General features: G+C 67.9%; 25 protein-coding genes. 10 read left to right on the plus strand and 15 right to left on the minus strand.

What is annotated here, in order from left to right:
* Positions 1-128: 128 nt before the first annotated feature.
* Positions 129-1376 carry an IS701 family transposase gene (locus ACPPVW_RS07145; RefSeq protein WP_426625816.1) on the minus strand — a complete coding sequence of 416 codons (1248 nt, stop codon included), beginning with the start codon at positions 1374-1376 and terminating at the stop codon, positions 129-131.
* Between the two features lie 71 nt (positions 1377-1447).
* Here ACPPVW_RS07145 and ACPPVW_RS07150 point away from each other — a divergent pair, with 71 nt between their 5' ends.
* Positions 1448-2407, plus strand: coding sequence for an IS481 family transposase (locus tag ACPPVW_RS07150; RefSeq protein ID WP_426623129.1), 960 nt, complete (start codon positions 1448-1450; stop codon positions 2405-2407).
* Here the strand turns inward: ACPPVW_RS07150 and ACPPVW_RS07155 are convergent.
* The 4 genes from ACPPVW_RS07155 to ACPPVW_RS07170 all read right to left on the minus strand — a co-directional run bounded on the left by ACPPVW_RS07155 (position 2404) and on the right by ACPPVW_RS07170 (position 7466).
* Positions 2404-3840: a dihydrolipoamide acetyltransferase family protein gene (locus ACPPVW_RS07155; RefSeq protein WP_426625817.1), complete on the minus strand. Its 1437-nt coding sequence runs from the start codon at positions 3838-3840 to the stop codon at positions 2404-2406. The two genes, ACPPVW_RS07150 and ACPPVW_RS07155, sit on opposite strands and share 4 nt — an antisense overlap.
* A 26-nt stretch (positions 3841-3866) precedes the next feature.
* Positions 3867-4826: an alpha-ketoacid dehydrogenase subunit beta gene (locus tag ACPPVW_RS07160; protein ID WP_426626264.1), complete on the minus strand. Its 960-nt coding sequence runs from the start codon at positions 4824-4826 to the stop codon at positions 3867-3869.
* Positions 4827-5212: 386 nt separating this feature from the next.
* Positions 5213-6352: a thiamine pyrophosphate-dependent dehydrogenase E1 component subunit alpha gene (locus tag ACPPVW_RS07165; protein WP_426625818.1), complete on the minus strand. Its 1140-nt coding sequence runs from the start codon at positions 6350-6352 to the stop codon at positions 5213-5215.
* A gap of 4 nt (positions 6353-6356) precedes the next feature.
* Positions 6357-7466, minus strand: a complete 1110-nt coding sequence (locus tag ACPPVW_RS07170) for a pyridoxal phosphate-dependent aminotransferase (RefSeq protein ID WP_426625819.1) — start codon at positions 7464-7466, stop codon at positions 6357-6359.
* Between the two features lie 109 nt (positions 7467-7575).
* Here ACPPVW_RS07170 and ACPPVW_RS07175 point away from each other — a divergent pair, with 109 nt between their 5' ends.
* Positions 7576-7965, plus strand: a complete 390-nt coding sequence (locus tag ACPPVW_RS07175; protein ID WP_426625820.1) for a phage holin family protein — start codon at positions 7576-7578, stop codon at positions 7963-7965.
* A 61-nt stretch (positions 7966-8026) separates the two neighbouring features.
* A complete protein-coding gene (gene purB / locus ACPPVW_RS07180) occupies positions 8027-9406 on the plus strand; it encodes an adenylosuccinate lyase (protein WP_426625821.1) in 1380 nt (459 codons plus the stop codon).
* A 122-nt stretch (positions 9407-9528) separates the two neighbouring features.
* On the opposite strand, the gene ACPPVW_RS07185 is transcribed toward purB, so the two are convergent.
* The 4 genes from ACPPVW_RS07185 to ACPPVW_RS07200 form a co-directional block, all read right to left on the minus strand.
* Positions 9529-9903, minus strand: coding sequence for a hypothetical protein (locus tag ACPPVW_RS07185; RefSeq protein ID WP_426625822.1), 375 nt, complete (start codon positions 9901-9903; stop codon positions 9529-9531).
* Positions 9900-10499 (minus strand): DUF308 domain-containing protein, encoded by a 600-nt coding sequence (locus ACPPVW_RS07190; protein ID WP_426625823.1) that lies wholly within the window; start codon positions 10497-10499, stop codon positions 9900-9902. Before ACPPVW_RS07190 ends, ACPPVW_RS07185 begins: the two co-directional genes overlap by 4 nt.
* Before the next feature lie 118 nt (positions 10500-10617).
* Positions 10618-11124, minus strand: a complete 507-nt coding sequence (locus ACPPVW_RS07195) for a hypothetical protein (RefSeq protein ID WP_426625824.1) — start codon at positions 11122-11124, stop codon at positions 10618-10620.
* An 86-nt stretch (positions 11125-11210) separates the two neighbouring features.
* Entirely contained in the window at positions 11211-11468 is a 258-nt protein-coding gene (locus tag ACPPVW_RS07200) for a DUF4287 domain-containing protein (protein ID WP_426625825.1), read from the minus strand.
* A 97-nt stretch (positions 11469-11565) separates the two neighbouring features.
* Between ACPPVW_RS07200 and ACPPVW_RS07205 the strand changes: the two genes are divergently transcribed.
* A complete protein-coding gene (locus tag ACPPVW_RS07205) occupies positions 11566-11964 on the plus strand; it encodes a hypothetical protein (RefSeq protein ID WP_426625826.1) in 399 nt (132 codons plus the stop codon).
* 36 nt (positions 11965-12000) lie between these two features.
* Here the strand turns inward: ACPPVW_RS07205 and dnaB are convergent, their stop codons facing one another.
* The 6 genes from dnaB to ACPPVW_RS07235 all read right to left on the minus strand — a co-directional run bounded on the left by dnaB (position 12001) and on the right by ACPPVW_RS07235 (position 17324).
* Positions 12001-13374 carry a replicative DNA helicase gene (gene dnaB / locus ACPPVW_RS07210; protein ID WP_426625827.1) on the minus strand — a complete coding sequence of 458 codons (1374 nt, stop codon included), beginning with the start codon at positions 13372-13374 and terminating at the stop codon, positions 12001-12003.
* Between the two features lie 548 nt (positions 13375-13922).
* On the minus strand, positions 13923-14375 hold the full coding sequence (gene rplI / locus ACPPVW_RS07215; RefSeq protein ID WP_426625828.1) for a 50S ribosomal protein L9: 453 nt from the start codon (positions 14373-14375) through the stop codon (positions 13923-13925).
* Positions 14376-14389: 14 nt separating this feature from the next.
* On the minus strand, positions 14390-14653 hold the full coding sequence (rpsR, locus tag ACPPVW_RS07220) for a 30S ribosomal protein S18 (protein ID WP_018189012.1): 264 nt from the start codon (positions 14651-14653) through the stop codon (positions 14390-14392).
* 64 nt (positions 14654-14717) lie between these two features.
* Positions 14718-15224 (minus strand): single-stranded DNA-binding protein, encoded by a 507-nt coding sequence (locus ACPPVW_RS07225; protein ID WP_426625829.1) that lies wholly within the window; start codon positions 15222-15224, stop codon positions 14718-14720.
* 4 nt (positions 15225-15228) lie between these two features.
* A complete protein-coding gene (gene rpsF / locus ACPPVW_RS07230; protein WP_426625830.1) occupies positions 15229-15645 on the minus strand; it encodes a 30S ribosomal protein S6 in 417 nt (138 codons plus the stop codon).
* 239 nt (positions 15646-15884) lie between these two features.
* Positions 15885-17324 carry a CCA tRNA nucleotidyltransferase gene (locus tag ACPPVW_RS07235; RefSeq protein ID WP_426625831.1) on the minus strand — a complete coding sequence of 480 codons (1440 nt, stop codon included), beginning with the start codon at positions 17322-17324 and terminating at the stop codon, positions 15885-15887.
* 128 nt (positions 17325-17452) lie between these two features.
* Here ACPPVW_RS07235 and ACPPVW_RS07240 point away from each other — a divergent pair, with 128 nt between their 5' ends.
* The 6 genes from ACPPVW_RS07240 (at position 17453) to ACPPVW_RS07265 (ending at position 25220) form a co-directional block, all read left to right on the plus strand.
* Positions 17453-19729 (plus strand): DUF6049 family protein, encoded by a 2277-nt coding sequence (locus ACPPVW_RS07240; protein ID WP_426625832.1) that lies wholly within the window; start codon positions 17453-17455, stop codon positions 19727-19729.
* Positions 19722-21326, plus strand: a complete 1605-nt coding sequence (gene murJ / locus ACPPVW_RS07245) for a murein biosynthesis integral membrane protein MurJ (protein ID WP_426625833.1) — start codon at positions 19722-19724, stop codon at positions 21324-21326. Before ACPPVW_RS07240 ends, murJ begins: the two co-directional genes overlap by 8 nt.
* Positions 21327-21409: 83 nt before the next feature.
* Complete coding sequence (trxB, locus tag ACPPVW_RS07250) at positions 21410-22393, plus strand: thioredoxin-disulfide reductase (RefSeq protein ID WP_426625834.1); 984 nt, start codon at positions 21410-21412, stop codon at positions 22391-22393.
* 13 nt (positions 22394-22406) lie between these two features.
* Positions 22407-22733 carry a thioredoxin gene (trxA, locus tag ACPPVW_RS07255; RefSeq protein ID WP_055922107.1) on the plus strand — a complete coding sequence of 109 codons (327 nt, stop codon included), beginning with the start codon at positions 22407-22409 and terminating at the stop codon, positions 22731-22733.
* 148 nt (positions 22734-22881) lie between these two features.
* Complete coding sequence (locus ACPPVW_RS07260; RefSeq protein ID WP_426625835.1) at positions 22882-24204, plus strand: PLP-dependent aminotransferase family protein; 1323 nt, start codon at positions 22882-22884, stop codon at positions 24202-24204.
* 59 nt (positions 24205-24263) lie between these two features.
* Positions 24264-25220 (plus strand): D-alanine--D-alanine ligase family protein, encoded by a 957-nt coding sequence (locus tag ACPPVW_RS07265; protein WP_426625836.1) that lies wholly within the window; start codon positions 24264-24266, stop codon positions 25218-25220.
* Positions 25221-25350: the final 130 nt, after the last annotated feature.

Below are 25350 nucleotides of genomic sequence, written 5' to 3' on the forward strand. Positions count from 1 at the left end.
AGGATGTGGGTTACCACACTCACATCTAGTAGTACTTGGTTAGGTTGGTCCGGCGCGTTTGCAGTAGGGGCAGTGGCTGAGGAGTCGGATGACCGCGGTTTGGAGTTCGCGGAGGATCTCGTAGAAGCTCAGGCTGCCCCTGCTGCTTTTGGGTCGGCGGCCAGTCGTTGGGTGGTGATGAACAGGTGTGCGGCGGTGACGAGGGTGACGTGGTGGTGCCAGCCGAGCCAGGTGCGGCCCTCGAAGTGGTCCAACCCGAGGCCGTGTTTGAGTTCGCGGTAGTCGTGCTCGATGCGCCATCGGATCTTCCCGAGCCGGACGAGCTCGGTGGTCGGCGTGTCGGGCGGGAGCGTGGAGAGCCAGTAATCGGTGGGCTCGGTGGCGTCGTGGGGCCACTCGATCAACAACCAGCAGTCGGGCAACGACCCGTCTGGGTTGCGGGGCAGGTTTCGGTTCGCGGGACGCACTCGTGTTGCGGCAAACCGGCTGGTCATGGCACCTTTCGACCCTTGCCGCCAGGACGCTTGCTGGAACGCGCCGGCGGGCAGGGCCTCGGCGTAGGCCTTCGCCTGGACCGGGGTGCTCCGGTAACTGGCCGTAGTGAACGGGCGCCCCCGTTTCCCGGTCTGTTCGGGCATCTCGAACCGGGCGGCGGCATCGTGCACGCTCGTCGACGACTTCACCTGCACGATGTAGGGGATCGCTCGTTCGGTCAGGCCGGTGCGGAAGGACCCGATCTCCCCATAGCCGGCATCGCCGACCATCACCGGCGGGCGCAGCCCCCACGAGCCCAGCTCGTCGATCATCTCCAGCGCGAGTTCCCACTTGGCGCGGTGCCGGACGGTGTCCGGGATCTGCGCCTTCACCCGCCGCGCCGCGATCTGCTCAGCGTCCTCGTTCGTATCCGCGCATGCGTCGTCCCACGACTCTGGCAAGAACAGCCGCCACCCCAGCGGACACGACGCAGCATCGGTGACAGCATGCACGCTGACGCCGATCTGCACGTTCCCGATCTTCCCCAAGGTGCCCGAATACTGGCGGGCGACGCCAGGAGAGGCCGGGCCGTCTTTCACGAACCCGGTGTCATCAACCACCCACGCTTCCGGGCCGATCAGTCCGACGCCCGCACGCGCGAGCTGCCTGCGGACCGGCTCGACCGGCCACCGCGACGAGGACACGAACTGCTGCAACTGCTGATAATCGATCCCCAGCCGCTCACCCATCGACTGCATCGACTTACGCCGACCCTCCAGCATCAGCCCCTGCAAATACAGGCCACCCTTCGCCCGCTGATCCTTCCGCTGCAAAGAAGCGAAGACCTCGCCCACGAACTCGTCCAACTCCCCGCGCACCCGCTCGATCTCAACCCGATCCACCCCGCGAGATTAACAGCCTCAGCCAGAGTTAACAAGACCTAACCAAGTACTACTAGCCAACGGAGGTCTTCGTGACTCACGCTAATGCACCGTTGACGCCGGAAGGGCGTCGACGGCTGGTCGAGCTGGTTCTGGAGCGCGGGTGGTCATTGCGGCGGGTGGCGGAACGGTTCCAGTGCTCGCCCGCGACGGCGAAACGGTGGGTCGATCGGGCACGCGCAGGCTTGCCGATGACCGACCGACCCTCCCGCCCGCACTCGTCCCCGAATCGGTGTCCGGCCCGGTTGGAGCGCCGGATCGTGGCGTTGCGGTTCAGGTGGCGGTGGGGTCCGCATCGGATCAGCTACCACCTCGGTGTTCCCCGTTCCACCGTGGGCAGGGTGCTGGCCCGGTATCGGATGCCGCTACTGCACCACCTCGATCAAGCGACCGGGCTCCCTATCCGCAAACCGAGGGCTGTCCGTTATGAGCACGCTCGCCCCGGCCAGCTGGTCCATGTCGATATCAAGAAGCTCGGCCGCATCCCCGATGGTGGTGGCCACCGAGTCCTGGGGCGGGCAGCAGCACCGTCCCGGCACCGCGGCCGCGGCTATGCGTTCCTGCATCACGCTATCGATGACCACTCCAGGCTGGCCTACTCGGAGATCCTGAACGATGAGCGCAAAGAGACCGCCGCCGGATTCTGGCTGCGCGCCAACGCGTTCTTCACCGCCGCTGGGATCACCGTCACCGCGGTCATGACCGACAACGGTGCGTGCTACCGGTCGAAACTGTTCGCCGACGCTCTCGGCACGAGAGTCAAGCACCGGCGCACGCGCCCCTACCGGCCGCAGACCAACGGGAAAGTCGAACGATTCAACCGCACCCTGGCCACCGAGTGGGCCTACGCGCACGCCTACCTCAGCGACGAAGCCAGAGCCGCAACCTACGACACCTGGCTCCATCACTACAATCACCACAGACCCCACACCGGAATCGGCGGCCTCGTCCCCTCAGCCCGCGTTCACAACCTCACGGGGAACTACAGCTAGTCGAGCAGCAGCGCCGGCTCCTCGATGATGGAGGCGACGTCCGCCAGGAAGCGCGATGCGACGTCGCCGTCCACCACGCGGTGGTCGAACGACGCGCCCACCGTCGTCACGAAACGCGGCCGAACCTCGCCGTCCACGACCCACGGCTTCTGCTTGATCGTGCCCAGCGCGACGATGCCGACCTCGCCGGGATTCAGGATCGGAGTGCCCGTGTCCATCCCGAACACGCCGATGTTCGTGATGGTGATGGTGCCGCCCGCCATGTCGGCCGGGGGAGTCCTGCCCTCGCGGGCGACCAGGGTCAGCTCTTCGAGCGCCTTCGCGAGCTCGAGCAGGGACATCCCCTGCGCCTCCTTGACGTTCGGCACGATCAGCCCGCGCGGGGTCGCCGCGGCGATGCCCAGGTTCACGTAGTGCCGGACGATGATCTCCTCGTCGGTCCAGGTCGAGTTCACGGTGGGGTTGCGCCGCACCGCCCAGATGATCGCCTTGGCGACGATGAGCAGCGGCGAGATCTTCACGCCGACGAAGTCGGCGGAGTTCTTGAGACGCTTGACGAACTCCATGGTGCGCGTCGCGTCCACGTCGACGAACAGGCTCACGTGCGGCGCGCTGAACGCGCTGGTCGTCATCGCGGTCGCGATCGCCTTGCGCATGCCCTTGACGGGGATGCGATCTTCGCGGTCGTCGGGCCAGGCCGGCGTCTGGATGTTGCGGAACACGCTCGCCTGGGTCGCCTCCCGCAACACGTCGTCGCGGGTGATGTCGCCGATCGGGCCGGTGGGCGTCACTGTCGTGAGGTCGACACCGAGGTCCTTGGCCAGCTTGCGGATCGGCGGTTTGGCGATCACGGGCGGGCTTCCGACGGGCGATGCGCCGGCGGGGGTGGAGGCCGGCGGAGCGGCGGCCGGCGGAGCGGCGTCAGGGGCGGGGGGGGTGGAGGCCGCGGCGACAGGAACGCGTGCCGACGCGACGGCGGGAGCCGGCGCCGCGGGCGTGAACGTGGTCGGGATGGCCGCCGTCCCCGGGTGCGTCACCCGGCGCCGGCGGCTCGTGCCGTGCCCGGCGGCGCCATACCCGACGAGGACGGCGCCCGCCTTCGGCTCGTCAGACTCGTGCGAGACGCTCTGGGCCGCATCGGCCTCCACCTGCGCCACCTCGCTCACCGGTGCAGCGGGCGCCGCGACGCCCTCACCACCGGTGACGGTGATGATCGGCGTTCCGACCTCCACGGTCTGGCCCTCGGAGACCAGTAGCTCGCCGACGGTCCCCTCGAACGGCGACGGCAGCTCGACCAGAGACTTGGCCGTCTCGATCTCGACGATCACCTGGTTGACGGCCACCTGCTCTCCAGGCGCGACCTTCCACGAGACGATCTCGGCTTCGGTCAGGCCCTCGCCGACGTCGGGCAGCAGGAACTGGGACTCGCTCATGTGCGACTTCTTTCGTTCGGCGCAGCTCAGTAGGCGAGCGCGCGGTCGACGGCTTCGAGGATCCGGTCGGCGTCCGGCAGGTAAACGCCCTCGAGCTTGGCCGGCGGGAAGGGGGTGTCGAAGCCCGCGACGCGCAGCACAGGCGACTCCAGCGAGTAGAACGCCTTCTCGGAGACGACAGCCGCCACCTCAGAGCCGACAGAGACAATGCCGGGAGCCTCCTGCGCGATGACGAGTCGGCCGGTCTTCTGCACCGATTGCAGCACGGGTCCGTAGTCGATCGGCGATAGCGAGCGGAGGTCGACGACCTCCAGGCTCCTGCCCTCCTCCGCCGCGATCTCGGCGGCGCGCAAGGCGACGGGAACCATGCCGGCCCAGGCGACGATCGTCGCGTCGGTGCCCGTGCGGACCACACGGCTTGCGTGCAGGGGCACGCCGTTCTCGACCGTGTCGACCTCGCCCTTGGGCCAGTAGCGGCTCATCGGCTCGAAGAAGATGACCGGGTCGTCGGAGGCGATCGCCTCCTGGATCATCCAGTATGCGTCGTGCGGCGTCGACGGCGCGACGACCCGCAGCCCCGCCGTGTGCGCGAAGTACGCCTCGGGAGCTTCCTGGTGGTGCTCGACCGCGCCGATGTGACCGCCGTGCGGGATGCGGATGACGACCGGCATCGACACCGCACCGGAGTGCCGGTTCGTCATCTTGGCGAGTTGCGTCGTGATCTGGTCGAAGCCGGGGAAGACGAAGCCGTTGAACTGGATCTCGACCACGGGTCGGTAACCGCGCATCGCGAGACCGATCGCCGAGCCGATGATGCCCGACTCCGCGAGCGGGGTGTCGAGCACGCGCCTGGCGCCGAACTCCGCCTGCAGGCCCTCCGTGACGCGGAAGACACCGCCGAGCGGGCCGATGTCCTCGCCCATCAGCAGGACCTTCGGATCGTCGGCGAGCGCCCGGCGCAGGCCGGCATTCAGTGCCTTGACCATCGGCAGCGACTGGAGGCGCGGGCCGGCCGGCTCGGAGGCCGCCTGCTGGGACCCGCCCTCCTCCGCTGCGTCGGCGTTCGCCTCGGGCGGCGCCGCCGTGGAGCTATCGTTCTGCGACTCCGAGACGCCGGCTTGCGGTTCGGCGCTCACGCCCTCACGTTCAGCCAGTTCGGCCTCCGGCGCTGCGGGCGCCTGGTCCTCGATCACGAACTCGCGCGTCCACTCCTGCTCGACCACGTGCTCCTCGAGCACGAGCGAGCCGGGCTCGCTCTCCACGATCTCCACGACGTCGATCGCCTGCGTGTCCTCCACCGGAGCGCCGTCCTGCTCGGTCTCGTCGTCGATCAGCTCGGCCTCAACGTAACCGGTCTCGCCGCTCAGATCGCTCATGCGTCACCTCCGAAGGACGCCTCGTACTCGTCGAGCCAGCGCCGCTGCTCGTCCATCACGGGATGCGGCTCGCTGTAGACGTGCTCGAACATGCTCGCCGCCGGCGGCGCCTGCAGCTCCAGTGTGCGCCGACGGACATCGGCGGCGAGATCCGCTGCCTCCTCCTGCGCCGCGTCGAAGAACGCCTGGCCGACGCCCTGCTGCTCCAGGAACACCCGGAAACGCCGGATCGGGTCGCGCTCAGCCCAGTAGGCCACCTCGTCGTCGGTGCGGTACTTGCTGGGGTCGTCGCTCGACGTGTGCGCGCCCATCCGGTAGGTGAGCGCCTCGATCATGCTGGGGCCCTCGCCGTTGCGCGCGTCGTCCAGGTGCTTCGCGGTGACCGCGTAGGAGGCGAGCACGTCGTTGCCGTCGAGCTGCACGCCCGGGATGCCGAAGCCGCTCGAGCGCAGGTAGAGCGGCGTGCGGGACTGGGTCGTCACCGGAACCGAGATGGCCCAATGGTTGTTCTGCAGGAAGAACACCTGCGGGGTCTGGTAGCTGGCCGCGAAGACGAACGCCTCGCTGACGTCGCCTTGACTGGTCGCGCCGTCGCCGAAGTAGACGATGACGGCCTCGTCGCTGTCCGGGTCGCCGGTGCCGATCTTGCCGTCGAGCTTGATGCCGAGGGCGTAGCCGGTCGCGTGCACGGCGTGCGACCCGATGACGAGCGTGTAGAGGTGGAAGTTGCGCACCGCCGGGTCGGTCGGGTCCCAGCCTCCGTGGGTCGTGCCGCGCAGGAGGCCCATGATGCCGACCGGGTCGATGCCTCGGATCATCCCGACGACGTGCTCGCGGTACGAGGGGAACAGGCTGTCCTGCGGCTTCGCAGCATGGGCGGAGCCCACCTGCGCGCCCTCCTGACCGTGACTCGGAACCCAGAGGCCGAGCTGTCCCTGGCGTTGCAGGTTGGCGGCCTCGTCGTCGAACGCACGGACGCGCACCATGTCGCAGTAGAAGCGCCGGTAGTCGTCCTCGTCGAGTCGCTCGAGGTAGGGGAGGTACTCTCCGGCCAGGTCGCTCGGCTGGAAACGGCCGTCAGCGGTCAGCAGCTGAACGGTGTTCGCCGGGCGCGGGGTATCGTTCGTCGCAACCACCGTTCTAACCTAACCGCTTGGCAGGATGCCCATTTGGTAGGTTCTGGACAATATCCCCCGTGACGTGCAGGAGCTTCTCAACAGATTCCTGCTCGCCGATGCTGATCCGGATGCCCTCCGGCGGGAATGCGCGCACTGTCAGCCCCGCATCGAAGAAGACATTGTTGGCCGCCGCTGTCTGCTCGCCCGTGGCCAGCCAGACGAAATTGGCGTTCGACTCGGGGATGTTCCAGCCCTGGTCGAGGAGCGCGTTCCGGAGCTTGTCCCGGCGCATGGCGATGCGGGCCACGCGCTCCATCAGCTCGTCCTCCGCCTCGATCGAGGCGATGGCGGCGACCCGGGAGGCGTCGGTGACGGAGAGCGGGACCGCAGCCGAGCGTGCCGCGTTCAGCACCCGCACCGGTCCGACCGCGTAGCCGATCCGGAGCCCGGCGAGACCGTAGGCCTTCGAGAACGTGCGCAGCACGACGAGGTTGGGATAGCGCGAGAGCAGCGGGACCCCATCGACGGAGTCGTCGTCGGTGATGAACTCGTAGTACGCCTCGTCGAGCAGGATGAGGAGTTCGCGAGGGACCACGGCCATGAACGCCTCGAACTCGGCGGTGGTGACGATCGGCCCGGTCGGGTTGTTCGGCGTGCACACGATGACGGCGCGGGTGCGGTCGGTGACGGCCGCCGCCATGGCCGGCAGGTCGTGCCCGCCGTCCGCGCGATTGGGCACCTGCACGCTGGTCGCACCGGCGACGGTCACGAGGCCCGGGTAGGCCTCGAACGACCGCCACGAGTAGACGACCTCGTCGCCCGGCCCAGCGGCGGCGGTGATCAACTGCGAGAGCAGCGCGACCGATCCGCTGCCCAGGTGCACCTGCTCGACGTCCACTCCGTGACGCTCGGCCAGCCGCTCGCGGAGGTCGGCGCCTGCCGCGTTCGGGTACCGGTTGATCTCGGCCAGGGTGGCCGCCACGGCCTCCACGACGGAAGGGAGCGGGGAATAGGGGTTCTCGTTGCTGGACAGCTTGAAACCGTCCGCCGGCGCCGGCCTGCCCTGCTTGTAGGCGGGAACCGCCGCGATCTCGGGCCGCAGCCGCACGCCGAGCGCGTCTTCGTCAGTCACAGACCCAACTTAGTCGCGGGCGCATGCGCGTGGGGGCATTCCTCTTCACTGACCGCGACTCCAGCGGCGAGCCGTTCAGCCCGCGCCGGCTGTTTGAGAGGATGTCGGCATGCGATTCTTCCTCAAGGTGATCATCAACGCCCTGGCGCTGTGGCTGACGACCTTCATCGTCACCGGCGTCACGGTCGTCCCGTACGCGCATTCGGATGTCGCGGCCGTGCTGACCTACCTGCTCGTCGCGCTGATCTTCGGTGTGGTCAACGCCGTCGTCGGAACCGTAGTCCGCGTCATCGCGTTCCCGCTGTACATCCTCACCCTCGGCCTCATCTCGTTCGTCGTGAACGCGTTGCTGCTGCTCCTGGTGTCGTGGATCAGCAGTCTGATGGGCTTCGGCCTCCACGTCGACGGCTTCTGGGTGGGCGTCTGGGGCGCGCTGGTGCTCGGCATCATCGCGTGGCTCATCGGCCTGATCTTCCGGCCGCTGACGCGCGAGCGCTGATCTCCTCACCGGGTGCGGGAGAATAGAGCGAATCCACCACGCCGATCCCGCGAGGAGTCCCATGACCGCCCTGCCTCCCCAGCCGCTCAGCCCCTTGGACGGCCGTTACCGCTCCGCGGTCCTCGGTCTCGGCGACCACCTCTCCGAGGCCGGCCTGAACCGGGCGCGCGTGCAGGTGGAGGTCGAATGGCTGCTCTACCTGACCTCCCACCGGATGTTCGGCTCCAGTCCGCTGACCGACGAGCAGGCCCGCCAGCTACGCGCGCTCGCGGACGACTTCGGTCAGCCCGAGATCGACCGGCTCGCCGAGCTGGAGGCCACGACCAAGCACGACGTGAAGGCCGTCGAGTACCTGGTGCGCGAGCGCCTGCACGCGCTCGGCCTCGATCACATCGCCGAGCTCACGCACTTCGCGGCAACCAGCGAGGACATCAACAACCTCTCCTATGCGATCACGGTCAGAGCCGCGGTCGCCGAGGTCTGGTTGCCCGCCTTCCGCGCGGTGATCGCCGAGCTCCGCGCCCAGGCGCTCCAGTACCGCGACGACGCCATGCTGGCGCGCACCCACGGCCAGCCCGCCACCCCCACGACCATGGGCAAGGAGCTCGCCGTCTTCGTGCACCGGCTCGAGCGCCTGCGCACCCAGATCGAGAGCACCGAGTACCTCGGCAAGTTCAGCGGCGCGACGGGGACGTTCGCCGCTCACCTGGTGGCCGACCCCGAGGCCGACTGGCCGCGCGTCTCGCGCGAGTTCGTCGAGAGCCTCGGCCTCGACTGGAACCCGCTGACGACGCAGATCGAATCGCACGACTGGCAGGCCGAGCTCTACTCTCGCGTCTCGCATGCCAACCGCGTCCTCCACAACCTGTGCACCGACATCTGGACGTACATCTCGCTCGGCTACTTCCGGCAGACCCCGGAGCCGGGCGCGACCGGCTCCTCGACCATGCCGCACAAGGTCAACCCGATCCGCTTCGAGAACGCGGAGGCCAACCTCGAGCTGTCGAGCGCTGTGCTCGACTCGCTCGCATCGACGCTGGTGACAAGTCGGCTGCAGCGTGACCTCACCGACTCGACGACCCAGCGCAACATCGGGGTGGGACTCGGGCACTCGCTGCTCGCCCTCGACAACATCCAGCGCGGCCTCGCTCAGATCTCGCTCGACCGTGAGGCCCTCGCCCTCGACCTCGACCTCAACTGGGAGGTGCTGGCCGAGGCCATCCAGACGGTGATCCGTGCCGAGGTCACCGCCGGCCGCTCCACGATCTCCGACCCGTACGCACTGCTGAAGGAGCTCACGCGCGGCAAGCGCGTCGATCAGGAGGGACTCACCGCGTTCGTCGACGGTCTCGACATCGGTCAGGCTGCCAAGAACCGCCTGTTGGCGCTCACTCCGACCGCATACATCGGCCTGGCCTCGGAGCTGGTCGACCGTCTCTGACGGCGGTCGGCTCGCCGTCGGCCGCTTCGGCGGTGAGCGGTTCGAGAGCGACCGCAGTCGTCTCGGGCGGCACGAGGTCGCGGTGGTCCGCGGCGCCGGCCACCGGGGCCGGTGCGCGCTGGTCAGTGGCCAGTCGGCCGGTCCTCGTCGGGGGCGTCGCTGGCGCTGCCCTCGGTCGCAGGGTCAGCTGGGTCCCCGGCCTTCTCTGCCGCCTTCTCCCGAGCCTCCACGTCCTGCTCGCGGATGTCCTCGACCTCGGCCGCCGTCGGCTTGAACGCGAGGGCGAAGAGAGCCATCAGCACGAGCGACAGAATGAAGGCCACACCCAGAGCGATGCCGGCGAGGATGAACTCGCGCGTCGCGATCAGGACGATGAGCCCCACGAACACACCGAGACCGGCCGAGATGCCGAGGAGCTCGGCGGGGAGGAAGCGGTCGCGGCGGGTCGGCTGCAGGCTGTTGGTCACGCTGGGGCCTTTCTTGTCGCGCTTGGTCACGATCCGCCCTCCATTCGGCGCGCGGCCGCAGCGTTGCGCGCGGCGGAGCGCAGGGACGCCGCGCCGATGCCCTGGAAGACGCCGACGACGACCGCCCAGGCTCCGAAGAGCCCGATGGCGAGAACGGCGTCGGCCGGAACGAATAGGAGCACCAGGGCCAGGATCGCCGTCAGCGCGCCCGTGATGAGCCAGTCGCGGGCCGCAGCGGCACGCCGGCGCTCCCGCATCCAGTTGTAGAGCTCGAGGACGCCCGTGAGCGCGGCCCAGACCGTCACGAGGTAGAGGTACAGGCCGAGACCGCCGCCGTTGAGCGCGAGGGCGATCACCCCGGCGACGATGCCGATGCCGCCCTGCACGGCGAAAAGTGTCCTGGTGAGTCCGCGCGAACCGAACAGGAGGGTGAGGACGCTGGTCGCGAGGCCCTCCACCACGGCGAAGATCCCGAAGACGACGAGGCCGAACTGAGCGGTGTGCGCGTCACGGGTGAAAGTGACGACGGCGGCAGTCGCGAGCGCGACGAGCGCGCGCACAGCGGGGACGACCCAATAACGGCTCGGGTTCGGATCGCCCTGATTCTGGGGAACGGCGGGTGCCACTCGGCGACCTCTCTCAGTCAGGATTCGCTCTCCAGTCTAGCCGGGGGCTTCCTGCGCAATCGCCGCGCAGAGCGGCGGTCGCCATGTCCCTTCTCGAATCCTCGGGGCGGTCCGATCGCTAGGCCGAGGCGTTGTCGAAAACTGGTTCGACGCGCGCCCACCCTATGAGCGCGGCTATCGCGCTGACGACGAGGACGAAGGCTCCGGTGGGGAGGATCGTCGCTGCGATCGCGTGATTCCAGCTCAGCGTCAGGAGGATGCCGGCGAGGGCCCCGACGATGGCCACGATCGCGAAGGAGGCCGAGACCATGCGCTCGACGCCGGTCTGAAGTGCGGCCCGCACGGCGAGCGCGGCGGCCAGGATGCCCCACGTGACGACGACCGGGAGGGCGACGATCGTGCCGAGGTCGTCCATGAGCAGGAGGCCGGGCACGACGTACACGACGGCGCCGGCGAGCGGGAGCGCCGCACCGATCGAGGCGAAGGCGGTCAGGCGCGTGCGCTCGCTGCCGAGCCGACCGACGGGATCGATCACGTTGGGCCAGGTGAACGCGAGCGCGAACGACACCACCGCGAGCGCGACGGGGCCTGCGCCCTGCAGCAACGGGATGAGGATGGTGTTCATTCTTCCATTTCATGCGAAGCGGGTCGTGGACGCGTCAGTCCGCAGAATGATTCGCGGGCCGACAGCATCGCAGCGGCGCGCTCCGGTCACTCGGTCTTGGCGAGTTCCGCTCGCGCGTAGCCGACGATCGCGTTGGCGTGCCCGTGGCCCACCCCGTGCTCCGACTTGAGCCAGCCGACGACCTCCATGTGGGAGGCCCCGCCCTCCAGCCGTTCGACCGCCAGATCCAGCCAGTCCTGAACGGGCCGCCCGTCATTCTTTTCGATGCTCGGGAAGTACGACGCCGGACCCATGACCTTCTCGCCGGGTGCGATCTGCGGGGCGCGGACGCGATGCTCGGACATGCCGCGATCCTATCCCGATGCCTCATCGGCGGCGCCTGTCGTTCTGGGGCGCTCCTGTTCGACGTTCTGACGACGACCGACGAGACGGAGAGGATCCATGCGCACGACATCGCGACTCGGCTCGACGGGAGCTGCCGCTCTTCTGCTGGGAGGCCTGCTCACCGGCTGCGCGACGACCCTGACCGCGACCGGAAACGGAGGATTCCCGGTTGAGGCGACGAGAGCGACCGCTCTCCCCGCTGACTTCCCGCGCACACGAGTGCCGCTGATCTCCGGCACCGTCATCGCCGCGACCGGCGACGCCGCCCAGGGCTGGACCGTGGCGATCGCCCCCGCGCGAGGACAGGGGTTGGCGGAAGCGACGAATCGCCTCGCGGCTGCCGGTTACCTGACGCGAGCGTTGCGCCCCGGTCCGGCGCTGCTCACCGGTCCCGAGTACGAGGTGCGCCTGACCAGCCTGGCAGGCACGATCGTCTACGTCGTTCGGCGAACGTGACGGCGCCGAAGGCGCCCGGTCGGTTCGAGGCGCCGCTCAGATCGGCGCCATGTCGGTGAAGCGGGAGTACATGCCCTGGAAGGCGACCGTCACGGTTCGGGTGGGGCCGTTGCGGTGCTTGGCGACGATCAGGTCGGCCTCGCCCGCGCGCGGGTTGTCCTTCTCGTAGGCCGACTCGCGGTGCAACAGGATGACCACGTCGGCGTCCTGCTCGATCGAGCCGGACTCTCGCAGGTCGCTCAGGGCCGGAAGCTTGTCCGCGCGCTGCTCGGGTCCGCGGTTCAGCTGCGACAGGGCGATGACGGGCACCTGGAGCTCCTTGGCGAGCAGCTTGAGCGCACGCGAGAACTCGCTGACCTCCTGCTGACGGCTCTCGACGCGCTTGCCGCTGGTCATCAGCTGGAGGTAGTCGATGATGACCATCTTGAGACCGACGCGCTGCTTGAGGCGCCGGCACTTGGCCCGGATCTCCACGAGCGTCATGTTGGGGCTGTCGTCAATGTACAACGGAGCGTCGTTGATTCGACCCCGGGTGGAGGCGATGGTCGTCCAGTCGCGGTTGTCGACGGTTCCCTTGCGCATGTGCTGCAACGGGACCGTCGCCTCGGCAGACAGCAGTCGCATCGCGATCTCACTGCGCCCCATCTCGAGCGAGAAGAAGATGGTCGGCATGTCGTGCTTGATGGCGGCCGCGCGCGCGAAGTCGAGCGCAAGCGTGGACTTGCCGAGTGCCGGACGCGCGGCCACGATGACCATCTGGCCCGGATGGAGGCCGTTGGTCAGCTCGTCGAGCTCGGCGAACCCAGTGGGAACACCGGTCATCGAGCCGTCCTTGTGCTTGGCCGCCTCGATCTCGTCGATTGCGACGGTCACCGCCTCGGTGAGCGGGACGTAGTCCTCCGCCTCCTGGGTGCCGGTGACGGAGTAGATCTCGGCTTGCGCGCTGTTGACGAGGTCGAGGACCTCACCCTCGGCCTTGTAGCCCATCTGCGTGATCCGCGTTCCGGCCTCGACCAGGCGACGCAGCAGAGCCTTCTCCGTGACGATGTTCGCGTAGTAGCCGGCGTTGGCGGCCGTGGGCACGAGGCTGGTGAGCGTGTGCAGGTACTCGGCGCCTCCCGCCCGGGAGAGCTCTCCGAGCTTGGTGAGTTCGTCGGTGACGGTGATGACATCGGTCGGCTCACCGTGGGAGTAGAGCGACAGGATCGCGTCGTAGATGATCTCGTGCTTCGGGATGTAGAAATCGGTGCCGCGCACGACCTCGACGACGTCTGCGACGGCGTCCTTGCTCAGGAGCATGCCGCCGAGGGCGCTCTGCTCGGCCAGGAGGTCGTGCGGAGGGGTTCGCTCGGGGGAGCGGGCCTCGCCCGGTTCGCGACTGTCTGCGAGACCGATATGGGCGATCGACACGTTCTCTCCTCACTTCTGCTGCTGAGCACGCACCGTTCGGTGCCGCCGTCTCCAGCCTGCGCCGCCGCTGGCTCGGCGGTGCGCGGGCACGCCGACGACGGCCGCTCCGGGACGTTCGGAGTGACCGCACCGAGGCGCGTCCGATCGCAGACTACGGACGGCCACCGACAACGTCTCGCACCACCGATGAACCCGGTGCGAGCCGATCCTCGGCGGTCTTCCGTCGACGTCGCTCCACCCTATGAACAGGCCCCCTCCCACCACAACTCGCCTTGTGGATAACTGTGGGGAAAATCTGCGCGAAACGCCGACACGTCTGTGCAGAAGATGTGGGAATCGGTGTGGAAAACGCACGAGTTCTGGCCCAGAAAGATCATCTGACCTGGCTTTTCGTTTTCCCCAGCCTGTGGGTAAGAAACTCTTCTCGACCCGTGGTCGAAGGTCGTCGACGGCCATTCATGACTGTGGATGAAGCCGGGGAAAACTTCACTTAACGAGGTGTAGCGGCGGGCCGAAGCCCGCCGCTACACTGTGCTGTCTCGCGACCGCTACTTGGCGGCGACCACCTGCAGCGAGATGACGGCCGAGAGGTCGTCGTGCAGGCGCACGGTTGCCTCGTGGTCGCCGACGACCTTGATCGCGTTCGGCAGTTCGATCTTGCGCTTGTCGAGCTCGCCGATGCCTGCGGCCTTGACCGCGTCGGCGACATCGCCCGTCTTCACGGAGCCGAACAGACGGCCCTCGCGGCCGGCCTTGACGACCAGCTTGACGCGGGTCGCCTCGAGCTTCGCCTTGAGGTCCTGAGCCTGCTCGACGGTGTGCAGCTCGCGAGCGGCACGCGCCGCCTTGATCTGCTCCACCTGCTTCTCGCCACCACGGGTCCACGCGATGGCGAAGCCCTGCGGGACGAGGTAGTTGCGTGCGTAGCCGTTCTTGACGTCGACGACGTCACCGGCCGAACCGAGGCCGGTGACCTCGTGCGTGAGAATTACCTTCGACATTCTGTCTCTCCTCCTTAACGGCCAGAGCCGGCGTAGGGGAGGAGGGCCATCTCGCGCGCGTTCTTGACGGCGCGGGCGATCAGGCGCTGCTCCTGGACGGAGACACCGGTGATGCGGCGGGCGCGGATCTTTCCGCGCTCCGAGATGAACTTCCGCAGGGTCGCGACGTCCTTGTAGTCAATGACGCCCACGCGGACGGACTTCGCCGGTGCGGCGTTCTTCCCGTCCTTGCCCTTGCGGATCGGCTTGCGGCGGTCGCCGCTCGACTTTCCAGCCATGATTTCCTTTGCTTTCCGCCTGACGGGCCACGGCCTGCCAGGCAAATTCAGTTGTAGGGACCCTTTAGAACGGGGTCTCGTCGTTGAAGGAGCCCGGCGTGTTCCAGACGTCGGCGCCCGCGGACGGGTCGGCCGGCGCGGACGCGGCCCACGGCTCCTCGACAGCGGGAGCACCGCCGCCGAAGCCGCCACCAGGGCCACGAGACGACTGCGTGCGCGTCACCTGGGCGGTGGCGTAACGCAGCGACGGACCGATCTCATCGATCTCCAGCTCGATCGAGGTGCGCTTCTCGCCCTCTTTCGTCTCGTAGGACCGCTGCTTGAGGCGACCCTGAGCGATGACACGGGACCCCTTGGTCAGCGAGCCTGCGACGTGCTCGGCGAACTCGCGCCAAACGCTCGCGCGCAGGAACAGTGCCTCACCGTCCTTCCACTCGTTCGCCTGACGGTCGAACGTGCGGGGCGTGGACGCGATGGTGAAGTTGGCGACGGCCAGCCCGCTCTGCGTGTACCGCAGCTCGGGATCGGCCGTGAGGTTGCCCACCACGGTGATGATGGTCTCGCCGGCCATCGGACTAGGCGCCGGCCTTCTCGGAGGAGGCCGCAGCCTTCTCGGCGGAGGCCGCAGCCTTCTCGGCGGAGGACGCGGCCTTGCGGGCGGCCTTCTCGTCGGCGCGCTGCTGAGCGGCAGCGACCTGGGCGATGGCCTCCTCGGCGCGGAGCACCTTGGTGCGCATGACGGCCTCGCTGAGCTTCAGCTGGCGGTCGAGCTCCTTCGTGGTGTCACCGGTCGCGGTGAGCTGCACGACGGCGTAGATGCCCTCGGACTTCTTGTTGATCTCGTACGCCAGGCGGCGACGGCCCCAGATGTCGACGTTGTCGATCGTTCCGCCGTCGTTGCGAACGACGTTGAGGAACTTGTCGAGGCTGGGAGCAACGGTGCGCTCATCGATCTCGGGATCGAGGATGACCATCAACTCGTATTGATGCATGACTAACCCACCTCCTCTGGTCTCAGCGGCTGCAGACGTTCTGCAGCAGGAGGGTTTCACATCGGTTGCCTGGGCAGGATTCCGCCTGGGCAACTTATCAAGGGTAACGGATGCGGTTGTTCCGCGCCAACCGGGGCGCTGCGTGAGGGTGTCTGTCGTGCTCATGCGTCCAGCATCGCGTTGCGATCAGCCGTCGGAGGCTCCCGCAAGCGAATCCGTGGAGAACTCCGGCGAGGACCTCATTGTGAGGGAGACTGGCGCGCCTCCCACCACGCGAGGAGCCGGCGCGTGGCCCCCTCTTCGCCGAGCGGACCCTCGTCGAGGCGCAACTCGAGGAGAAAGCCGAGCGCCTGGCCGACCTCCCTGCCCGGCCGGAGGCCGAGGATGCGCATGACCTGTTCCCCGTCGAGATCCGGTCGCACCGCGTCCAGCTCCTCCTGGGCCTTGAGCTCCGTGATCCGACGCTCCAGATCGTCGTAGGCGAACCCGAGCCGATCGGCCTTCCGCCGATTGCGCGTCGTCACATCAGCACGGGTGAGCATGTGCAGCCGTTCCAGCTCTCCGCCCGCATCGCGCACGTAGCGGCGGACGGCGGAATCGGTCCAGTGGGCGTCCGAGTAGCCGAAGAAGCGGAGGTGCAGCTCGATCAGCCGTGCGACCGAGTCCACCGTCGACTTGTCGAACCGCAGAGCCGTCAGGCGCTTCTTCGCGAGCTTCGCTCCGACCAGGTCGTGGTGGTAGAAGCTGACAGCGCCGCCCGTCTCGAAACGACGTGTCGCCGGCTTGCCGATGTCGTGGAGGAGCGCGGCCAGGCGCAGCACGAGGTCGGGCGCGGCTCCGGGGTGGCGTTCCTTCTCGTATCCGATGGCCTGGTCGAGCACGGTGAGGCTGTGCTGGTAGACGTCCTTGTGGTGGTGGTGCTCGTCGACCTCCAGCTGCAGCGCTGGTACCTCGGGGAGGACATGGTCGGCCAGTCCCGTCTCGACCAGCAGCTCGACACCCGGTCTCGGCTCATCGGCCTGCAGCAGCTTGGTGAGCTCGTCGCGCACGCGTTCAGCGCTCACGATCCCGATGCGGTCGGCCATACCCTCCATCGCGTCGCGCGTCTCATCGTCGACGACGAAGCCGAGCTGGGCCGCGAAACGGGCGGCGCGCATCATCCTGAGCGGGTCGTCTCCGAACGAGATGGCCGGCGTCGACGGAGTGGTGATGCGGCGTGCGATCAGGTCCTCCACACCGCCCGAGGGGTCGACGAGCCGGACCTCCGGCACGCGGAGCGCGAGCGCGTTGACGGTGAAGTCGCGGCGCAGGAGGTCGCCGTCGAGAGTGTCGCCGAACTGCACGTCCGGTTTGCGGGTCACGCCGTCGTAGCTGTCGCTGCGGTAGGTCGTGATCTCGACGGTGTCGTCGCCGAGGCGCGCCCCGATGGTGCCGAAGGCGCGCCCGATGTCCCAGACCGCGTCGGCGAGCGGTGTGACGACGGCGACGATGTCGTCGGGACGCGCGTCGGTGGTGAAGTCGAGATCGCGGACCTCCCGGCCCAGCAGGGCGTCGCGCACGGGACCTCCGACCAGGGAGAGCTCGTAGCCGGCCGTCGTGAACGCCCGCGCGAGGCGGTCCACGGTGGGTGTCGTCGCCAGGGCTCCGAGACGTTCGAGGGATTCGGCGACGGACTGCATGGTGCCTTATTTTAACGGGACGCGCGTCTGCACGCCCTCTCCGCCCGCCCGCGGTGCTCGCCGGGCTCACAGGGGCCGGCCTCTAGAATCGTCGACATGGAGGCGGAACCGGGATCGTGCGTGGGCGCATGAGGGTACCCGGCCTCTCCCTTCGGGGCGCGCGAGTCCGCGCTGCGTTGGTCGGCGCCGCGGTGACGGTGGCGACTCTCCTCGCGAGCACGGCGGCTCCGGCGGCGGCTCCCGACGTGGCCACCAACGCGACCGCGTCGAGCCTCCGCGCGGCGACCGACGCGTCCATAACCGCCTCGGTGACCACCGACGGCGCGGGAATCCTGTCGCCTGGACAGGACCTGATCGCCTCCGTCACGGTGAGCAACCCGACCGATACGGCCTACAGCTCCGGCTCCGTGAAGCTCTGGTACGACTCCGAGCCACGCGCCTCCCGAAACGAGCTGAACTCCTGGCTGTCGTCCACCGCCGCGGTGTCCGATCGCGTCGACCTCGGGCAGGCCCCCATCTCGATCCTCGAGCCGGGCACGAGCGTCGTCGTGCGCGTGACGGTACCCGCGGCGGCCGTGCCCTTCGAATCCCGGCCGACGTCGGCGGTCTTCGGTTTTGGAGCCTCCGTGGCTGCGGGCGACCGCACAGCCGAGGCGCGCAGCTCCGTGGTCTGGTACCCGGGCGGAGCAGCGACCCGCTCGGAGATCGGCGTTGTCATGCCGATCGTCAGCCCGTCCACTTCGGCCGGCCTGATCTCGGCTCAGGATCTCATCGCGTACACGGCCCCGAACGGCGTCCTCACCCGCGACCTCGACGGGCTGCAGAACCACAGCACTGTCACCGTCGGCATCGACCCGATGATCATCGCGTCCGTCCGCGCTCTGGGGAACGCCGCGCCGGCGAGCGCGACGGCGTGGCTCAATCGTCTGAGCGCGCTTCCGAACGACACCTTCTCACTCGGTTACGGGGATGCCGACGTCAGCGGCCAGATACAGGCCGGACTCCCCGCGCCCCTCCAGCCGACGGCACTCGGCTACGCGCTCGACCCGAAGAATTTCGCCCCGACGCCCACGGCGATCGGCGAGCCGCAGACGCAGACGCCGACCCCTGCGGCGACGCCGAGCCCCACCCCCACGCCCGGTGCTGGACCGACGCTGCCGTCGCTCGACCGGTTGCTGGCCTGGGACTACAGCCTCGCAGGCATCGCGTGGCCGGGCGACGGGACGACCCGCGCCGCCGACCTCGCACCGCTGGCGAGCGCGGGCCTCGGCACCGTCATCGTCTCCGGCAGCAACACGAACGCCGCCAAGCTCGTCTCCACTCCGAACGCTCCGACCCGTTCGGGGTCCTCCACCCTCGCGGTCTCCGACCAGCGCCTCTCCGACGCGCTCCGCCAAGCGGTCACTGCGCCCAGTGATCTCGCGTGGAACACCGCCATGTCCAAGCTGAACGCTCAGCTGCAGCTCATCAGCTCCGAGAGCTCCACACCGCATCACCTTCTGATCACGCTCGACCGGTCGTGGCCGTCGAGCGGCACTCAGGCGCAACGAACGCTCGATTCTCTGTTCTCGAACCCGTGGTCGACGCCCTCCACGTTCTCGGCGGTGTTGGCGTCGCAGCAGACGTCCGAGCTCGCCCTCACGGATTCCCCGGAGTCGCAGGCGCGGATCGATGCCATCCACACCCTCCTGCAGGACGAGAAGTTGCTCGACGAGTTCGCGACCATCCTCGCCGACCCGACGACACTCACGGGAAGCACCCGCGCTCAGCTCCTCACACTCCTCGCTGTCTCGTGGCAGAACCCGCGCTCCGACTGGACGGCGGCGGTCGCTCAGAGCAGGGCCGCGACGATCAAGACACTGCACGCCGTCCACATCCTGCCCACCGAGAACGTCAACCTCGTCAGCGCCCAGGGGTCGATCCCGTTCACCGTGAGCAACGAGCTGCCGAACGAGGCGGTCACGGTCGTCCTCAGCGCCTCCCCGTCCAACAGCCGCCTCGAGATCGACCAGCCCACGACCAAGACCATCCCGCAGGACTCGCGGGCGACGATGCTCGTCCCGGTGAAGGCCAAGGTCGGCAACGGCCAGGTGGTCCTCTCGTTGCAGTTGTACAGCTCCGCAGGCGTTCCCATCGGCGATCCCAGTTCGGTGACGGTGGAGGTCCACGCCGACTGGGAGGGCATAGGAGCGCTGATCTTCGGCGTACTGATCGTGCTGTTGTTCGGCTTCGGAATCGTGCGCAACATCCTCCGCCGTCGCGATCTGCGGCGGAAGGGCGAGGAGGGTGACGGCGCGAGCGACGACGCGGTCATCGCCGAGGACGCGGCCACCGAGACCCGCGACTCGGAGCGCGGCCCGGCGGCCGACCACTCTCCTTCCGATTCGGGAGGCGCGCATGGCTAGCGTCGGCCGCGCCAGCGCGATGCTCGCCTCCGGCACGCTCGTGTCGAGGGTCCTCGGCTTCGCCAAGGCCTGGCTGCTCGTCCAGGCGATCGGTGCGGTGTCGTTCGCCGCGAACGCGTACGCGACGGCGACCACCATCCCGAACAGCCTGTACGCGATCATCGCCCAGGGCATCCTGAACGCCGTGCTCGTGCCGCAGATCGTCCGCGCATCCGTCAACGCGGACGGGGGACGGGCGTACATCAACAAACTCGTCACACTCGGCATCGTCGTGTTCGCGGCGATCGCGCTGGCCGCGACCCTCCTGGCTCCCGGCCTGATCGCGCTGTTCGGCGTGCCGCCCGAGCAGCGGGAGCTCGCGACGGCCTTCGCCTATTGGTCGCTTCCGCAGATCTTCTTTCTCGGGCTCTACACGCTACTGGGGGAGGTGCTCAACGCCCGCAAGTCGTTCGGCCCGTTCACCTGGGCGCCTGTCGCCAACAACATCGTCGCCATCGCGCTGCTCGTGGTGTTCATCATCGCGTTCGGCACGTCCTCGCGCGGCGGCCACCCGACGTGGTCGTTCTGGATGGTCGCGCTGCTTGCCGGGGGCGCCACGCTTGGGATCGCCGTGCAAGCGCTCATCCTCTTCGTATTCTGGCGCCGGATCGGTCTGCGTTTCCGCCTTGACTTCGGCTGGCGCGGCGTCAATCTGGGCACCGCGGGCAAGGCCGCGGGCTGGACGCTCGGGATGCTCATCGCGACGCAGCTCGCCGGCCTGATCGAGGTCAACGTCTCGAACTCCGCCGGACCCCACTTCGCCGGAACATTCGTCATGCAGAACGCATGGCTCATCTTCATGCTCCCGCACGGCATCATCGCGGTCTCGATCGTCACGGCCTTCTATACGCGGATGGCCGAGCACGCGCACCGGGGCGAGGTGGGCTCGTTCCGACAGGACTTCTCCTCGGCCGCGCGCTCGATCATGCTCTTCATCGTGTTCGCGTCCGCCGTGCTCATCGTGGCCGCGTACCCGATCGCACGCGTGTTCACGTCGGACTATCAGGCGATGGGCCTGGTCCTCATGGCCTACCTGATCGGACTCGTCCCGTTCTCGTTGGTGTTCATGGCCCAGCGCGCGTTCTACTCGCTCGGCGACACCCGCACCCCCTTCTTGTTCACGCTCGCCCAGGTCGTCGTGATCGTCGCTGGCGTGCTCAGCTGCTTCGCCGTCCCGCCTTCGGTGCGAGCCGCCTCCGTCGCGCTCGTCGTCTCGCTCGCGAGCCTCCTGCAGGCTTTCCTCGCGTTCTGGATGCTGCGCCGGCGTACCAGGGGAGTAGACGGCACGCGGATCTTCGGATCGCTGTGGCGCTTCCTCGTCGCGGCGATCGCAGCGACGATCGCGGGCGCGGGCTTCCTCGTGATCCTCGGCGGCGTCTCGGCCGGCGCCTTCCCCATCAGGAATCCGATCACGGCGATCATCGCCTCCGCGATCATCGGCGTCGTCATGCTGATCGTGTACGTCGGAACTCTCGGGATCCTGCGTTCGCGTGATCTGGAGGCCGGTCTGGCGCCGGTTCTGGACCGCGCCGCTCGCCATTCCTCGGCTCGCAGGTGACACGGAATAGCATCCGCCTAGGATGTGTTTTACAGGTCGGTGCCTCCGGTCGGGAGCGCCGCAGACCATCAAGGAGTTCCGCCGTGCGGCAGATCATCATCATCGGATCCGGTCCTGCCGGTTACACCGCGGCCGTCTACGCCGCGCGAGCCAACCTCGAGCCGCTGCTGATCGCCTCCTCGGTCGAGGCCGGCGGCGAGCTGATGAACACCACAGAGGTCGAGAACTTCCCGGGCTTCCCCGACGGCATCATGGGTCCTGATCTCATGTTCAAGATGCAGGCGCAGGCCGAGAAGTTCGGCACCGAGGTCGTCCTCGACGACGTCGTTTCGGTCGACCTGTCCGGTGACGTCAAGACGGTGACACTCGGGTCGGGTGCGGTGCATGAGGCACTGGCTGTGATCTTCGCGACCGGGTCCGCGTACCGCAAGCTCGGCCTCGAAGACGAGGAGCGGCTGTCCGGACACGGAGTGTCCTGGTGCGCCACCTGCGATGGCTTCTTCTTCCGTGAGCGCACGATCGCCGTCGTCGGCGGTGGCGACTCGGCGATGGAGGAGGCGAACTTCCTGACCCGCTTCGCGGACAAGGTGTACGTCATCCACCGTCGCGACTCGCTGCGCGCCTCCAAGATCATGCAGGATCGCGCGTTCGCCAACGACAAGATCGAGTTCATCTGGAACTCCGAGGTCGTCGGCATCAACGGCGATGAACAGGTCCGCAGCGTCACGTTGCACGACCTGCAGACCGGCGAGCAGAGCGAGCTCGAGCTGCAAGGTCTGTTCATCGCGATCGGCAATGACCCGCGCGTGCACCTGGTGCACGGCCAGCTCGACCTGACTTCGGACGGGACCATCGCGGTCGCCGGCCGAAGCTCCAAGACGAAGGTCGCCGGTGTGTTCGCCGCCGGCGACGTGATCGACCCCACCTACCGTCAGGCGGTCACCGCCGCGGCATCGGGCACGGTCGCGGCGCTCGACGCCGAGCACTATCTGACGACTCTTCCCGCAGACCTGCTAGAGCGCGCTGAAGCCGCGTCCGGCGATCTCGAACTTACGACCACCGCATAAGGAGATTCAAGAAATGTCAGCAGCACGTTCCGTGACGGACGCCACTTTCGAGCAGGACGTCCTCAACAGCGGAAAGACCGTCCTCGTCGATTTCTGGGCGGAGTGGTGCGGTCCGTGTCGCGCTGTCGGCCCGATCCTCGACCAGATCGCCGCCGAGCACGCGGACAAGATCGAGATCGTCAAGCTCAATGTCGACGAGAACCCGCAGACCGCTGCGAAGTATCAGATCACCTCCATCCCGGCGATGAAGGTCTACCAGGGTGGCGAGGTCGTCAAGACCGTCATCGGCGCCAAGCCGAAGCCCGCCCTCGAGCAGGACCTGGCCGCCTACCTCGCGTAGCCCGACCGCCAGGGAGCTTCCGCACTGTCAGACCCGTCCGGCGCTCAGCGCGCCGGGCGGGTCTTCCGCGTTTTCGCAGCCCCTCGATTTCCAGAGGGATGCATGACGCCCCTAGCATGAATGAACGACACGAGAAACGGACTGATTCGTGACAGAACAGGGGAGCCCGCCTCTGCAGGGCAACAATCTGGACCCGTGGTATCACCACTACGCGCAGCGCACGAGCGGCCTGGCCGCCAGTGAGGTCCGAGCCCTGTTCGCGGTCGCCAGCCGCCCAGAGGTCGTCTCGCTGGCCGGCGGCATGCCGTACGTCGCTGCGCTTCCCGAGGATCTCGTCGCCGGCGCCATGGACCGGGTGATCCGCGAGCAGGGTCCCGTCGCTCTGCAGTACGGCTCCGGTCAGGGCATTCCCGCGCTGCGCGAGCAGATCCTGGACGTCATGGCGCTCGAGGGGATCAGCGGCAGCGCAGACGACGTGATCGTGACCACCGGGTCCCAGCACGCTCTCGAACTGTTCAGCAAACTCTTCATCGACCCGGGCGACGTCGTGCTGGCCGAAGGCCCGAGCTATGTCACTGCCATGGTGATCTTCCGCTCGTACCAGGCGGAGGTCGATCACATCCCCATGGACGAGCATGGTCTGATCCCGCAGGCGCTTCGCGAGCACATCTCCCGTCTGAAGGCCGCGGGACGACGGGTCAAGTTCCTTTACACCGTCCCGACCTTCCACAATCCGGCTGGCGTGACCCTGTCGTGGGAGCGCCGCCTGGAGATCCTGGAGATCGCGCGCCAGAACGACATCCTCGTCCTCGAGGACAACCCGTACGGCCTCCTTTACTTCGGCGACAAGCCGCCGGCTGCGATGCGCTCCGTCGAGCGCGACGGCGTCGTCTATCTCGGCACTTTCTCGAAGACCTTGGCGCCCGGCTTCCGCGTCGGCTGGGCGCTCGCGCCGCACGCCATCCGCGAGAAGCTGATCCTTGCGAACGAGGCCGCCGTGCTGAGTCCCAGCTCGTTCAGCCAACTCGTCATCTCGGAGTATCTGCGCAACGCCGACTGGCGCGGGCAGATCGACACCTTCCGCGGGGTGTACCGCAAACGCAAGGAAGCGATGATCTCGGCCTTGCAGGAGCACTTGGCCGAGCTCTCCTGGACCAACCCGAACGGTGGCTTCTACGTCTGGCTGACCCTTCCGCCGCACCTCGACTCCAAGGCGATGCTCCCTCGCGCTGTGACGGAGCTGGTGGCTTACACTCCCGGCACCGCCTTCTACGGAGACGGGTCCGGAGCGCAGAATATCCGGTTGTCCTTCTGTTATCCGACGCCGGAGAACATCAAGGTCGGCGTACGCCGGCTCGCGAATGTCATCAATGGCGAGCAGGACCTCCTGGACACCTTCGCTGGCACTGGCCCCCTGAACGCACCGCGTGCCAGCCGGACCAGCCCCAACCCGCCCACCGACCTCCGTTGAGGTAGCCAGCGCCCGACTACGCTGCCCCAATCGGATCTTCGCCAGAGAAAGAGCAGATCATGGCCGAAAACGAAGCACTCGATATCGTCGTCCTCGCCGGCGGGATCTCCCACGAGCGCGACATCTCGCTCCGCACCGGGCGTCGCGTCGCGGATGGCTTACACTCCCTCGGCCACCGTGTAACCGTCCTCGAGCCCGACTCCAGTCTGCTCGGCTATCTCCGGGAGAGCCGTCCCGACGTAGTCTGGCCCGCCCTGCACGGGTCGAGTGGGGAGGATGGCGCACTTCGCGCGCTGCTCGAGCTCGCAGGGGTTCCGTTCGTCGGGTCGACCACCGACGCCGCCCGTCTTGCCTGGTCCAAACCGACAGCGAAGACGGTCGTCTCCCGTGCCGGCGTCTCAACGCCGGCATCCGTGACCTTGCCCAAAGAGACGTTCCGTGAGCTCGGCGCCAATAGTGTGCTCGAGACTGTGTTGTCCGCCTTTGCGGTCCCACTGGTGGTCAAGCCGGCGCATGGAGGCTCGGCCCAGGGCGTCAGTGTCGTGACAGCCGAGGGGGAGCTGCCACGCGCGATGGTGGACGCGTATACCTACGCCGATGTCGCGTTGATCGAACGCAAGGTCGAGGGCATAGAGGTATCCGTCGCGGTTCTCGACACTGGTGACGGCCCTCTCGCACTGCCTCCAGTCGAGATCGAGCCGATCGAGGGCGCCTACACCTTCGACGCACGCTACAACGCGGGGGAGACGCGGTTCTACGTGCCGGCCAGGCTGCAGCCCGATGTCCTCAAGGCAGTGTCAGCCGCAGCGACCGCGGCCCACAGCGCGCTCGGGCTGCGGCACCTGTCGCGCGTCGACCTGATCGTCGATGCGAACGGTGTTCCGTGGTTCCTGGAGGCGAACGTGCTCCCGGGTCTGACCGAAACATCGATAGTGCCTCAGGCGATCGCCGCCTCCGGTCGAGACGTCGGCGACGTCTACGCGACTCTCGCCGCGGCGGCTATCGCTGACGCCTGATTCGAGAGTCGGGGTTTCACGTGAAACGGGTTGGTCCGATCGGCTCAGCGTAATCTACTGCTTGAACCTCACGGCGTTGCCACATCAACACTCCCGACGTGAACCGTGAGACTGCTCTGCGATCGAAGTT

The organism is Leifsonia sp. McL0607, from assembly GCF_049993355.1.
Taxonomy (GTDB): Bacteria; Actinomycetota; Actinomycetes; order Actinomycetales; family Microbacteriaceae; genus Leifsonia.

What these genes read in the sequence shown, in the direction of transcription:
- ACPPVW_RS07155 (WP_426625817.1), bottom strand. Translation starts at nt 3,840, where the DNA reads ATGAGCGAGTCCCAGTTCCTGCTGCCCGACGTCGGCGAGGGCCTGACC.
- ACPPVW_RS07160 (WP_426626264.1), bottom strand. Translation starts at nt 4,826, where the DNA reads ATGGTCAAGGCACTGAATGCCGGCCTGCGCCGGGCGCTCGCCGACGAT.
- ACPPVW_RS07175 (WP_426625820.1), top strand. Translation starts at nt 7,576, where the DNA reads ATGCGATTCTTCCTCAAGGTGATCATCAACGCCCTGGCGCTGTGGCTG.
- purB (WP_426625821.1), top strand. Translation starts at nt 8,027, where the DNA reads ATGACCGCCCTGCCTCCCCAGCCGCTCAGCCCCTTGGACGGCCGTTAC.
- ACPPVW_RS07195 (WP_426625824.1), bottom strand. Translation starts at nt 11,124, where the DNA reads ATGAACACCATCCTCATCCCGTTGCTGCAGGGCGCAGGCCCCGTCGCG.
- ACPPVW_RS07200 (WP_426625825.1), bottom strand. Translation starts at nt 11,468, where the DNA reads ATGTCCGAGCATCGCGTCCGCGCCCCGCAGATCGCACCCGGCGAGAAG.
- ACPPVW_RS07205 (WP_426625826.1), top strand. Translation starts at nt 11,566, where the DNA reads ATGCGCACGACATCGCGACTCGGCTCGACGGGAGCTGCCGCTCTTCTG.
- rplI (WP_426625828.1), bottom strand. Translation starts at nt 14,375, where the DNA reads ATGTCGAAGGTAATTCTCACGCACGAGGTCACCGGCCTCGGTTCGGCC.
- rpsR (WP_018189012.1), bottom strand. Translation starts at nt 14,653, where the DNA reads ATGGCTGGAAAGTCGAGCGGCGACCGCCGCAAGCCGATCCGCAAGGGC.
- ACPPVW_RS07225 (WP_426625829.1), bottom strand. Translation starts at nt 15,224, where the DNA reads ATGGCCGGCGAGACCATCATCACCGTGGTGGGCAACCTCACGGCCGAT.
- rpsF (WP_426625830.1), bottom strand. Translation starts at nt 15,645, where the DNA reads ATGCATCAATACGAGTTGATGGTCATCCTCGATCCCGAGATCGATGAG.
- ACPPVW_RS07235 (WP_426625831.1), bottom strand. Translation starts at nt 17,324, where the DNA reads ATGCAGTCCGTCGCCGAATCCCTCGAACGTCTCGGAGCCCTGGCGACG.
- ACPPVW_RS07240 (WP_426625832.1), top strand. Translation starts at nt 17,453, where the DNA reads ATGAGGGTACCCGGCCTCTCCCTTCGGGGCGCGCGAGTCCGCGCTGCG.
- murJ (WP_426625833.1), top strand. Translation starts at nt 19,722, where the DNA reads ATGGCTAGCGTCGGCCGCGCCAGCGCGATGCTCGCCTCCGGCACGCTC.
- trxA (WP_055922107.1), top strand. Translation starts at nt 22,407, where the DNA reads ATGTCAGCAGCACGTTCCGTGACGGACGCCACTTTCGAGCAGGACGTC.
- ACPPVW_RS07265 (WP_426625836.1), top strand. Translation starts at nt 24,264, where the DNA reads ATGGCCGAAAACGAAGCACTCGATATCGTCGTCCTCGCCGGCGGGATC.